This is a genomic window from Francisella opportunistica (assembly GCF_003347135.1).
In the GTDB taxonomy this organism is placed as follows: domain Bacteria; phylum Pseudomonadota; class Gammaproteobacteria; order Francisellales; family Francisellaceae; genus Francisella; species Francisella opportunistica.
Window position 1 is genome coordinate 1103104 of record NZ_CP022377.1, and the last position, 12834, is coordinate 1115937.

The following is a 12834-nucleotide window of genomic DNA, read 5'->3' on the forward strand; positions in this document are numbered from 1 at the left end:
ATATCTTACTTGTGATATAGCTTCTTAAGGCAAATAGCAATGCCCTTTAACTAATATTTTACTATTCACCAAACTTTAATGCTTAAAAGTCATGTACGGACAAATTATCATATGGTTGAAATTAATTTCAATTTAAACTTGAATAAGTATTTAAAAATGACTCTAACTTAATTTTAGGTTGTGCCAGTAATTCTAAGTTTCCTATATCACTAATCAGAATAAACTTTAGTTGATTATTACTATTTTTCTTATCTATTAACATTGCATTTAGGTATTCAGATTTATCAATATCCTTAGGAAACTCTATAGATATATCAAAGCTACAAATAAAGTCTTTAAACTTTTGTGCCTGTTGAACTGTTATCATTGCTAAAAAATAAGAAAAATCAATAGCCTGAGCCATACCAACACCTACAGCTTCACCATGCTTTAGACCAAGATAATTCTGACATTTCTCTATAGCATGGCCAAATGTGTGACCAAAGTTAAGTATAGCCCTAGCTCCTGTTATTTCTTTTTCATCCGCAGCAACAACTTGAGCCTTAATCTGACAACTTCTTTTTACCATCTCTATCAAAGTATTACTATCTTTTGCTAATATTTTATCTCTATTTGAGTCAAGCCAAGTATAAAAATCCGTTGAGATAAAAGCATATTTTACAACCTCAGCCATACCAGCAATATACTCACGCTGCGGCAAAGTTTTATAAAACTCTACTGAAGTATAAACAATTTTAGGTTGATAAAAAGCACCTATCATATTTTTACCAAGCGAATGATTTATAGCAGTTTTACCACCTACTGATGAGTCAACTTGTGAAAGCAAAGTTGTAGGTATTTGGATAAAATCAACACCGCGCTGATATATAGCAGCAGCAAAACCTGTAATATCACCTATTACTCCGCCTCCTAAAGCGATTAAAACTGTCGAGTTACGCGTAAACTGATTCTCTAATAAAGTTAATAGTATTTTATCTAAACTTTGTTGTGACTTATACTGCTCGCCATCATTTAGAATACAAGTTTTGACATTTAAATCACCTTGCAAAGCAGCTAAAAGCTTAGCTAAATATAGTTTTTCTACCGTGGTATTTGTAACGACTAGAACTTGTTTGTTTGCGACAGCTGCAAGAATATGCGAAAAATCTAGTGCCGAATCAACAACGATATCATAACTAGCACTAAAAGTAGGATTCACCAATAACTTACTGATCACAGAATTGTTTCTTCTACTAAGAATGTCGATATTTTATTAACAATATTTTTAACTGTTGCACCATTAGTTTCTACAACCACATCAGCAATGCTTCTGTATAGCGGCTCTCTCTCCATCATTAGCTGCTCAAGAACAGGTTTTTTATCATCAACTCTCAATAAAGGCCTTTTTGTATCTTTAGAAGTTCTTTCAAGTTGTTGTTCGATTGTCGCTTCAAGATACACAACTTTACCGCGTGATGATAGCAATGATCTTGTATCTGAATCAAGTATAGCTCCACCACCTGTAGCTAAAACTATATTTTGCTTTTCAGCTAAAATCTCAGCAATAACTTCTCTTTCACGCTTTCTAAAACCTTCTTCCCCCTCTAAATCAAAGATCCAGTTAATATCAACGCCACATTTTTTTTCAATAACATCATCAGAATCGACAAATTCTAATTTCAATTGTTTTGCTAACTGCTTACCAATAGTAGATTTTCCAGCACCAACTGGACCAATTAAGAAAATATTTTTTGTTCTTATCATTTTTGACTCAAAATTGTAAGTTGATTACACACTGTGATAGTTAGTTACTAATCACCCCTTGTACATAAAAAATTATAGGCTATAAGATACCTAAATATTCATATTTTTGCAACTATTATCTGCTATCATTTTTGGACTCGTGACTCAATGATTTTTGGGGTAATAAAAATCAAAAGCTCCGAATCTTGATCATCGATTTTTGTATAGCTAAACAAATAACCTAGATAAGGAATATCTCCTAATAACGGAATCTTATTACGCTCTTCTTTTTGAATCTTTTGATATATACCACCAATTACTACAGTGTCACCATCTTTTGTCATAACTTTTGTAGTTATCTCTCTCTTTTTGATAATTGGTGGTAAGTCACCTCCATCAGGAGTCTTTCCGGGAGAGGCACCTACTGAGTTTTTAGTTACAAGGATATCCATAATAATATTACCATCTGGAGCAATTTGTGGTGTTACTTGTAATTCTAAAACTGCCTCTTGGAAAGCAATAGCAGCAGCACCAGAAGCTGTTGCTTGATTATATGGAACATCTGAACCATCTTTAATAAAAGCTGTTTGGTTATTTGCAACCACCAGGTGTGGTGATGCTACCTCATTTGCTAGAGACTCACTCTCTAGAGCTCTAATTTCCATACTCAACTTAACCCCACCAGCTAGAGTATATGCTAACTCAGCAGTAGTACCGATAAATGTTGCTGGGGTTGGCCCTGGAGGAGTTGGTGGAGTTGGTGTGGTACCACTATTGAAAGTATCTAAACCAACATTTACCCTTCCGGCCGAATCACTAACACCATAATTAAAACCTAACTCAAGCTTACTTGTTCTGAGTACCTCAACGATTCTAGACTCTATCAAAACCTGATCATTGGGAATATCAATTTCATTGATAACCTCTTTGATACGTGGCATCTTTTCTTCAGTATCTGTTACTATTAAAGTATTTGTCCGCGCATCAGAAGTAATGCTACCTCGAGGTGACATAATACCACCATTTTGTTTTGCCATCGAAGTAATAACCGTTTGTGCAGATTGAGCAGTAGTATAATTTAGCGGTATAAATTCAGTCACTAAAGTAGCATTATTTTCTAACGATCGTTTTGTTTGTAACTCTAATTGCTCTTGAGCAGCAATTTCAGCTGCAGTAGCTACATACAGGATACTACTCATTTTTTTCGTAGCTAAGCCTTTACTAACTAAAACGATATTCATTACCTCATTCCACGGTACATTTTTTAAATCAATAGAAATATTACCGCGCACACTACTACTAACAACAAGGTTTAAACCTGCAAATTCAGATAAAACTTGTAGCACAGTTTGTACTGGAGCATCTTTGAAGGATATTGAAATTGGTTCATTAACATTAAATCCTTCAACACGACTGTTGCGTCTATCAATTTTAAACTTAAATACGTTGCCCTCTTTAAAGTCACTTAGAGAAATCCTATCAAGAGAATGAATTACAAAGACTACGTTAGCATTTTCTTTAAAAACCTTGATAGAATCAACTATCGTATTGAAAACTTTAGTATCAATATTGCTAACCCATTTATCAGATATGGTGGTATCACTAAAAGTTATCGTCAATGTATAACCATCTTGAGATAGTTTAGTTTTGTAACCTGAGGAACTACTTATATTCTCCTCAAAAGCAACTTCAAAGACTGCACTACCATTTAAACTACGATGAAATTCAAGATCTTTTATATGTTTACCACTACTTTTATCTTTATTTTCTTCTCTTCCAATAATTTTAGCTTCAGGCTGCTCTGAGGTCTGCGACTGACTAGTAGATGACACTTGGGTTTCTTTAGAATCAGCTAATGAAACATCATAGCCAAGGACACCACCTAGTATTGTTAGAACAGCTAATAACTTCTTTTTTGCAAAAAACATCATTTTACCTTACTAATGTATAACAGCTTGAATCTTTTCCCAGATTCTCTTTTGGTCGTTTTTCTTCCATTCATCAACAACGATACCTTCTTTTGTAACATTTTCAACCTTACCATAATTTTGACCAATCAGCTCACCTTTTTTTAAATACATAGGCTTGTTCTCCAATGAGCTCTCAACAATTCCCCATTTTTGGTTATTTTGGTAAACAACCCCCTTGAACTTGAAAGAATCTAGTGGATAACGCTGCAAACCAGTAGCTTTCGTATCCATAATCTTTTGTAACTCAGGAGGTATTATTATTGGTTTTAATTCAATTTTTTTATTTTGTTGCGATTTAATAATTAGTACTTTCTTTTCAAATGGTAAATAGTGCTCTATATTAAAGACATTACGGATTTTTGATAATCTTTCAAAAGTTAATATATCTCCTTTATACTCAGGTATATCAAGTTTTTCCGTACTTTTAACACTTTTCATATTTGCCTGAATTAACTGATTTACCTCATTTACCCTCGAATCATAACTAGCAAAGCCTAAATTATAACTACTAATTAATACTATAAAAAATATTTTTTTAAATTTTTGATTTTTTATCATCTAAACTAAGCCCCCACTCGTTGTCGTGAATAGGTCTGCAAGTTTAGTTCTGTAACTAATTTATCATCAGACTCTTTTTTGATACTTATATCTCTTATTACAGTAATATCTTTCATATCAATTAAAGCAACGAAGAGCTTAATTAATTGTGAGAAATTTCCAGATAATTTTGCCTTGAAATCTAAAGCATACAAGTCTAAATATTTATTTTTCTCAACTCCAGCTGGCGATAGATCTATGATAGTTACATCTGAACTACTAATAGCCTCATTAAGCGCAGATAAAAAGATTGGCACCGAATGGCGCTCAGGAATGCTAAATCTTTCTTCAACATTATGCTGCTCTAGCATCTTTACTTGTTCTTTTAATGCTGCTAAATCTTTGTCTTTTTTAACAAGTCTTGGGATTTGTGCCTCCATTGTCTGAATATGGTTTTGTACTTGATTTGCTTTTGAAAGGACTGGTCCGACCAACATACCATAAAAAATAAACACAAATAATACAAATACCACTATCATTACTGGTATTTTAATTTTTAAGGGCGCATTTATAATTTTGTTTACGTGCTTACTAGATAAAAAGCCTTGTATTTTATCTACCATTTAACACTCTCTCCCTTAAATGCATTACCCTCTCCAAATTTAAACTCTAAAGAGAAGCTCCTTTGTCCATTTTTCTCTGAACCTAAATTTTTAAGTTCTACTTTTTTTACTCTAAATTCTATTTCTAAATTTTTCATAAATATCGAAAGAAGCCTTAAATCTTTAACTTCTCCGGTAAGAATTATAGTATCAGAGCTAGATACATATTTGATATTAGTAATATAAAGTTGATCAGTAATCGCACGTGAAATTTTTTCTATACCTAATAAAATATAGTACTGGCTAGCTTTAATATTTGCTAAATCTGTTGACATATCTAGTAGCTTATCTCTCTGTGTTTTGACCGCTGAGTATTCTGCTACTTGTTTATTTAGTTTAGTAATTTGAGACTGTATATAACTCTCAACTTTCATATCTTCTTCACTAGACCAAGAGAATATTATCGACAGAATAAACATTAATATAAAAGCAACCAAAGCCATGAAGCCTAGATCTATACCGATATATGTTAGTTGTTTTTTTCTCCATCTACCACGTATAAAATTAAGTTCTTTCATACTATAATGCCTCCCTCATAGCTATTGCTATTGGTAAAACATATCGGTAAGGTTTTTCTATCTTGCCATTTTTTTCAATATCAATGTTTATAAATGGATTAAGTATTTTACAATTTTTTTGTGATAGCTCTTTTATCGATACAAAAATACTCTCAAAGTCTTGTTTAATACCATAGATATAAACATTATTATCTTGGACTTCATCAAATTTATCAAAATCATTACCGCTAAAATCTAATGACATAAAATCCATAAATCTTAGCAATAATTGTATAACCTCATCAACATAACTAGCCCCAATAATATTTGTACCAAATATTTTGACAGACTCGTAGTTTTTTAACTCGCCCTGAGGAGAAAAACTATATACAGATATTTTATCAGAATATAGTCCTAAAAATATGCTATCACTAGAATACTGAGAAATTTCTGACAAGAAAAGTTCTGAAACAAAACTACTAATAACCAGCGTGTCTAGAGTACATACTGACAACGCTCTTTTGGCTTTGTTTGCGATACTATATAATTGTTTAACCTTATAACTATCAGATATATAATACATAGTCAGAGTTCCTTTTTCTTCTAACTCATCATAGTAATCATAAGCTATATCAGGATAATTTTCTGGAAAGCGCTTTTTTAGAAAATTCTCTCTAATATAAAAATGTACCCCCTCTTTTTCAATTATTTCAAGAGCTCTCTTATCACAGACAATTTGTTCTTTTGCAACATCTATTTCATTATAACTTGTAAATCCTAGTTTTACGAAACGTCCAAGGTTATTTTCTTTGACGATATTAGCAACCACACTGCCAACATATTCAGTTGTTAGCTCATCCTCAAAATATGCTTCAGGTGGAAAAAAATCGCTATCACAACAAACTAACGAGTATTTTTCACCCTTTTTATTAAGTTTAACAGCAGCAAGTGAGAACTTATCATACTCAATACCTAAAACTGTTTTTTGTGCTTGTTTGCGTCTTTTCTCAAGTAATAACGATATCATAAAACTCTTCTTTGTATATTATAGCTCAAAAATTAGATACTCTATTTCTAGATATATAACGTTGTTTATTTTATAATTAAATCCACATTAAGTAAACTGTAGTTTTAAAACGTTAGGGTTAATTAAATAATGCGTATAATACTTTTAGGTGCACCTGGAGCTGGTAAAGGAACTCAAGCAAAAATAATTGAACAAAAATATAATATAGCTCATATCTCTACTGGAGACATGATAAGAGAGACTATAAAATCAGGTAGTGAGCTTGGTCAAGAGCTAAAAAAAGTTCTTGATGCTGGACAGCTAGTTTCAGATGAGTTTATTATAAAAATTGTTAAAGACAGAATTTCAAAAGATGATTGTAAAAATGGATTCCTATTAGATGGAGTACCTAGAACTATACCTCAAGCACAAGAGCTAGATAAACTAGGTGTTAATATTGACTACATAGTTGAGATAGATGTTGCTGATAGTCTTCTTATTGAGAGGATTACAGGTAGAAGAGTTCACCCTACTTCTGGCAGAACTTATCATACTAAGTTTAATCCACCTAAAGTAGTTGATAAAGATGACATAACTGGTGAACCGCTAATAACTCGTACAGATGATAATGAAGATACAGTTAGACAAAGACTAACTGTGTATCATGCTCAAACTGCTAAGTTAATTGATTTTTATAGAAATTTTTCATCAGCTAATACTAAAACACCAAAATACATTAAGATAAATGGTGAACAAGCTGTCGAAAAAGTATCTCAAGATATTTTTGACCAGCTTAAATAATTACTAAGTCTGTTGATTTTAATATTTGTTCGAACCTAAAAAACACAGTCATCTTTGTGCTTGACATGGAGATCTCTATACTATTTAAGAGTTTCCCACCTGCATGAGAATGACAATAAATATTAATTCAACAGCCTTTTCTATTTTAAACACTCTAATAATAATTCTATAAAAGATATATACTCTAACTGGCCATGGTAAGACAGTCCAATCTGGCAGCTACGATTAAAGCTAACGCCTATTTGACAGTCTTTGATTTGTGGTTTTAGTGGCGCTAAACTAGTAGCATTTAATTCAGGGATTGTAAAACCTTTATCACCAGCAAAACCACAGCAATATATCTGCTCTGGAATTACTACCTTATCACAACATTTATGTAATGCTTGTATATATTTATTATCAATATTTTGTTTACGCGTAGAACAATCTATATGCAAAGCAATTTTGCTAAACTTCTTGGTTAACTTTAAATTAACTAAGTTATCGATAATTAAATTATTTATATTGGTGATACTAAGATTTTGATCTTTGACAAAATTAGCACAAGAACTATTATCAGTAACAATATAACTATATTTAGTAGGGTCAATACTTCGTTGCAGCAACTCTTGAGAATTCTGTTGTTGGCTATAGTTTGACTGAGAATGATACATTTGACCACAACATTGACTATTTACCTTAGTTGGGTAATTAACTTCAAATCCAAGCTTTTCAAGGATTAACTGACTAGGATATTTAGCATACTTACTACTTCCAGCAAAGATTCTGTTTGGGCATGCTGGGATTAGCAGCACTTTTTGCTTTGTAGCAACATTTGAATTAATAAAACTACAACTCTGTACTTTGGGCATAGTTTCTAAATAAACTGGTATAGATTTAAACTTACTATGCAAGCTTTGGGTCATACTGTGTAAATTGTGCTTACCGATAATATTAGCAGTTAAGTTTCCCAGCCTAACTTTTTGTTTAGCGATATTTATTGCTTTACTATGATTAACTAGTCTATCTTGAGGAGCTTTTTTACTAAGAATAAATGCTCCAGTATCAATATCTACTGGGCAACGCATTTTACATAAACTAGTGGTAGCACATGTTTGGATACCGTAATATTCATAATCTTTAAGCCATTGTTGTTTTTGCTGGTCATCAAGAGTTTGGATTTTACGGGCAACTGTATTGCGTTGTCGTGGTGTAAGACTAAGGTTTCTTGACGGGCACACCGGCTCACAAAAACCACATTCCATACATTTATCTATTTGCTCATCAACACTATTTAGCTCTTTGAGGTTTTTGATGTGTAACTTTGTATCCCTAGTAAGCTTGACATCTGGATTTAGGATATTTTGTTTATCAAAAAGGTTTTTAATTTGCCACATAATATCCCAGCATTTTTCACCCCACTCTACTATTGCAAATGTTGAAATATTACGTCCACTGCCATGCTCTGCCTTGAGAGAACCATTATATTTTTTTGCTACTAGTGTAGTAAGCTCATGCATAAATTCATCATATTCAACTAGCTGTTTTTGAACATTAAAATCAGGAGTCAGGACAAAATGAATATTGCCAGCTAAAACATGGCCGAAAATAGCCGCGTTTGTATAGTGATATTTAACAAAAAGCTTTTTGACGTCGCTAATAAGCTTAGGTAAGTCTAGGATATTTACAGCGATATCTTCAATTAGTACACTACTGCCATTAGGTCTTTGAGCCGCGATAGTTGGCAGTACACCATTACGTGCTTTCCAAAGAGTTTGCATTTGCTGCTCATCTTTTCTAAAGCCAACTTGATGAAGTATATTTGCAGCGTCGATACATTGATTTACAGCATTTAACTGTGATTCTAAGCTTTGTTGACTATCCTCAGCCAGCTCAATCATTATTGCTGCTATATTAGTATCCTCAAGCTTAATCAGAAAAGGTTGTAACTCAGCTATTCCAGACACTGATTTTAATGATAAATAATCAAGTAATTCAACAGATGAGGGAGCAAAAGCTTGTAATTTTGCTGTTAGAATTATCAACTCATCTAAATTACCATATATAAGATTTAAAGCCTTATATTTATAATCCACAACAGTATTTAGCGTAACATTACTAACAAACCCAAGTGTACCTTCAGAACCTATGATTAACCTTTCAATAATCTTGATAGGATCAGTAAAATCTAAAAAGGCATTTAAACTATAGCCACTAGTGTTTTTTATCGCAAATTTCTTTTTGATAAAATCAACTAACTCTTGATTTTGGATTATTTGTTGATGAATATCTAAAATTGAATTTATAAAATCTTTATTATTTTTTTTAAATGTTTCGACACTATTTGTATCAGCACTATCAAGTAAGCTACCATCAGCAAAAACTACTCGCATTGAGTCTAATGTTGCATAAGAATTTTTTGCTATACCACAACACATACCACTTGAGTTATTGGCAATAATACCGCCTATTTTAGCACTATTAATTGAACCTGGATCAGGACCTATCTTACGCTTATATATTTTAAGATAGTTATTAGCTTGTGCGCCAATTATACTTGGTTCAAGCTTGATTTTGTTGCCATTATCAATAATTTGATAATCTAACCAAGCATCTGCTGCTAAAACCACTAATACTTGATCAGTCACAGCCTGGCCGGAGAGGCTAGTTCCTGCTGTTCGGAAAGTTAGTTTAATATTGTATTGATTAGCTAACTTAATAATCTTTATGATTTCAACTTCATTTTTGACAATTAGTATTAGTTTAGGGACCATTCTATATAGACTAGCATCCGTTGAATATGCATACTTTAACAGTTCATTTTCAACAATTTGTTGCTGCGCTAAAAAGTTAGTTATTTTAGCTTTAAACGTATTTAGCATTAAAAATTTTTTTGATATATACTACTTGAAAGTATACATAACAACATACCAAAGATTAATTATTTTCGGTTAAATAAAATATACCTAGCCAAGGCTCTAATATCATTTTGTTTTTTGAAATTAGATTTATGCAACCACACTCTTATTTTTTTATTTGAACCTTGTTGTATAGCATATAAATATACCCAGCTATTTATGATGATGTGTTTTCTAATAATCCAAAAATCAGTTTCGTTACCATTGATTATAAATATTAAAGAATTATTCTCTAATTGATCCGGTATGATGATAGCTTCAAGAGAAAACTTATCATCTATTATTGCAAAGAATATCGATATCAAGATTAGTAAAAAGCCAAGATAAATAATAACGCTATCATGAAAGTAAATAGCTACAATAAAGCTAGTCAAAAAAACTAAACCAGCATAAATTAAGTTGCGATATCTTAGTGATTTTTTGAGTTCTAGTAGTTGCATAGATAAAGCTGTATTTAGATTAGATCATAACCAAGTGATTTCAGAGCTCGATCATCATCTGACCAACCACTTTTGACTTTTACATGAGTTTTAAGATTAACCTGCATACTAACTAATCTTTCGATATCTATACGCGAGTCTATACCAATCTTTTTGAGTTTGGCCCCTTTAGCACCTATGACAATACCTTTTTGACTTTCTCTCTCAACAAGGATACTAGCATAGATATCGACAATGTTTTTTTCTTCATCAATCTTATAGCTAGCTATTTCTACAGTTATCTGGTATGGTACCTCACTGCCTATAGTACGCATAATCTTCTCACGGATAATTTCAGCTACCATGAATTTAATGCTTCTATCAGTAATTTGGTCTTCTTCATAGAAAAAATACTCAGACTCTGGTAAAAGCTTCTCAATTCTTGATTCTAGTTCGTTGATATTATGTCCCTGCTTAGCAGATACATAAATCACATCATAAAAACTTAATTTCTCTTTAATAGACTCGATAAACATTGTTGCTTCTAGTGATTTTTTCTTATCGACCTTATTAACTACCAAAAATATTGGCATTTGCGAATATTTAAGCTTTTCGACAATGTTATCCTCTAGCTCTGTCCACTTACCTAACTCGACTATAAATAAGATTACATCAATGTCTTTTACCATTGTTGTTGCTGCTTTATTCATAAATTTGTTGATAGCTTTAGGCTCTTTGATATGAATACCAGGAGTATCAACATAGATAAACTGTGTATCACCAACAGTCTTAATACCAGTAATTTGATGTCTAGTTGTCTGAGGTTTACGTGAAGTAATACTTACCTTGTATTTAAGTATATTATTTAATAAAGTAGATTTACCGACATTAGGTCTACCTATAATTGAGATGTAGCCACATTTTTTCATAAAAAAATTATAAAGAGAAATAATTATTGATTGTAACAGCTATCTGCTTTTGTGTCGAAAATATTTATTATATTTGATAAATTTATAGCAAACACATTAGCGATTAGTAATTATTAAAACAAATGGTTAAAGCCAAAGGGATGCCATGAAAAAAGTATGTCGTTATAGCTTACGCAGTAAGCAACGAAAATGTATTACTTTGAAACATGTCTATCAATAAACCTAGCTACTCTAGTCATAGCCTCTTCAAGCTCTGGCATCTCATTAGCACAGCTAATTCTAGCAAAACCTGATAAACCAAATGCCACACCAGGCATCATAGCTACATACTCTTCTGCAAGCAATGCATTACATAGCTCGATATCACTATTAAAATTAGTATGCTCAAGTAGTTTTCTAAGATCTGGAAAAAGATAGAAAGTACCATCAGCACTCTTAACATCAATATGTGGCATAGCCTTTAAACACTTAGTAACAAACTGCTCTTTTTGTTTATAAGAATCTACAAAATACTGTAAATCTTGTGCTGGCATATTCATAGCAGTAATTGCAGCATATTGTGATATAGAGCAAGCACAAGTAGCCGATTGCGACTGAAATTTCTTTATGGCATCGTTTAGAAGCTTTGGTGCTATTGTAAAACCAACGCGCCAACCAGTCATTGCAAAGTTTTTTGATACACCACTGGCAATTACATATCTATCAGCTAAATCAGGTGCAATTTCAGTTATTAGTGTAATTCTATCTTTGAAAAATAATTGATCATAAATATCATCACCAATAATCCAGATACTCGGATATTTTCTAAGTAAATTTGCTAAATCTTCGATACATTTTTTTGAATAAATCAAGCCTGTAGGATTATTAGGTGAGTTGATAATCACAGCTTTTGTTTTTGCTGTAATATGCTTTTCTAAATCTGTAACATCTATCTCGAAGTTATTCTCAAACTTAGTTTCTACAACTACTGGTTTTGCCCCTGTAAGCGCAATCATATCTGGATACGATACCCAATATGGTGCAAAGAAAATTGCCTCATCACCTGCTTCTAGAATACAGTTAAAAATATTATGTAAACCATGCTTAGCTCCTGATGTAACACAAACTTGATCTGCAGCAAACTCAACGCCATACTCACGCTTATAACGAGCAACTATAGCCTCACGGAGCTCTTTAAGACCATCGACATTTGTGTATTTGGTGATATTTTTGTTTATTGCTTCTATACCAGCTGTTTTGATAATATCTGGCGTACTAAAACCAGGTTCACCGATAGCAAGAGAGATTACGTCATTACCTTGATCTTTGATTTGCTTTGTTAATGCTGCCATAGCATTAGTTGGTGAAGTCGAAACATTTTGAATCTTTGTGTTAAGCGATGCCATTTTTGTTCC

General features: G+C 32.3%; 12 protein-coding genes. 1 reads left to right on the top strand and 11 read right to left on the bottom strand.

Annotated elements, in window-relative coordinates; genetic code table 11:
- Positions 1-127: 127 nt before the first annotated feature.
- The 7 genes from aroB to CGC45_RS05520 all read right to left on the bottom strand — a co-directional run bounded on the left by aroB (position 128) and on the right by CGC45_RS05520 (position 6415).
- Complete coding sequence (gene aroB / locus CGC45_RS05490) at positions 128-1216, bottom strand: 3-dehydroquinate synthase (RefSeq protein ID WP_071629329.1); 1089 nt, start codon at positions 1214-1216, stop codon at positions 128-130.
- Complete coding sequence (gene aroK / locus CGC45_RS05495; RefSeq protein WP_071629330.1) at positions 1213-1743, bottom strand: shikimate kinase AroK; 531 nt, start codon at positions 1741-1743, stop codon at positions 1213-1215. The genes aroB and aroK overlap by 4 nt, the downstream gene beginning before the upstream one ends.
- 125 nt (positions 1744-1868) lie before the next feature.
- Positions 1869-3650 (bottom strand): type IV pilus secretin PilQ family protein, encoded by a 1782-nt coding sequence (locus CGC45_RS05500; protein WP_114702085.1) that lies wholly within the window; start codon positions 3648-3650, stop codon positions 1869-1871.
- 12 nt (positions 3651-3662) lie between these two features.
- Positions 3663-4250, bottom strand: coding sequence for a pilus assembly protein PilP (locus CGC45_RS05505; protein WP_071629332.1), 588 nt, complete (start codon positions 4248-4250; stop codon positions 3663-3665).
- A 5-nt stretch (positions 4251-4255) separates the two neighbouring features.
- Positions 4256-4852 carry a type 4a pilus biogenesis protein PilO gene (locus CGC45_RS05510; RefSeq protein WP_114702086.1) on the bottom strand — a complete coding sequence of 199 codons (597 nt, stop codon included), beginning with the start codon at positions 4850-4852 and terminating at the stop codon, positions 4256-4258.
- Positions 4846-5409 (bottom strand): PilN domain-containing protein, encoded by a 564-nt coding sequence (locus CGC45_RS05515; RefSeq protein WP_071629334.1) that lies wholly within the window; start codon positions 5407-5409, stop codon positions 4846-4848. The genes CGC45_RS05510 and CGC45_RS05515 overlap by 7 nt, the downstream gene beginning before the upstream one ends.
- Before the next feature lies 1 nt (position 5410).
- Positions 5411-6415 carry a type IV pili gene (locus CGC45_RS05520; RefSeq protein WP_071629335.1) on the bottom strand — a complete coding sequence of 335 codons (1005 nt, stop codon included), beginning with the start codon at positions 6413-6415 and terminating at the stop codon, positions 5411-5413.
- 129 nt (positions 6416-6544) lie between these two features.
- Between CGC45_RS05520 and adk the strand changes: the two genes are divergently transcribed.
- Positions 6545-7195: an adenylate kinase gene (gene adk, locus CGC45_RS05525; protein ID WP_071629336.1), complete on the top strand. Its 651-nt coding sequence runs from the start codon at positions 6545-6547 to the stop codon at positions 7193-7195.
- A 140-nt stretch (positions 7196-7335) separates the two neighbouring features.
- Here adk and CGC45_RS05530 read toward each other — a convergent pair whose 3' ends face one another.
- The 4 genes from CGC45_RS05530 to CGC45_RS05545 form a co-directional block, all read right to left on the bottom strand.
- Positions 7336-10056, bottom strand: coding sequence for an FAD-binding and (Fe-S)-binding domain-containing protein (locus CGC45_RS05530; protein ID WP_071629337.1), 2721 nt, complete (start codon positions 10054-10056; stop codon positions 7336-7338).
- Between the two features lie 59 nt (positions 10057-10115).
- Positions 10116-10532 (bottom strand): hypothetical protein, encoded by a 417-nt coding sequence (locus CGC45_RS05535; protein WP_071629338.1) that lies wholly within the window; start codon positions 10530-10532, stop codon positions 10116-10118.
- A gap of 14 nt (positions 10533-10546) precedes the next feature.
- A complete protein-coding gene (gene era / locus CGC45_RS05540; protein ID WP_071629339.1) occupies positions 10547-11440 on the bottom strand; it encodes a GTPase Era in 894 nt (297 codons plus the stop codon).
- Between the two features lie 194 nt (positions 11441-11634).
- Positions 11635-12825: a pyridoxal phosphate-dependent aminotransferase gene (locus CGC45_RS05545; protein ID WP_071629340.1), complete on the bottom strand. Its 1191-nt coding sequence runs from the start codon at positions 12823-12825 to the stop codon at positions 11635-11637.
- Positions 12826-12834 lie beyond the last annotated feature (9 nt).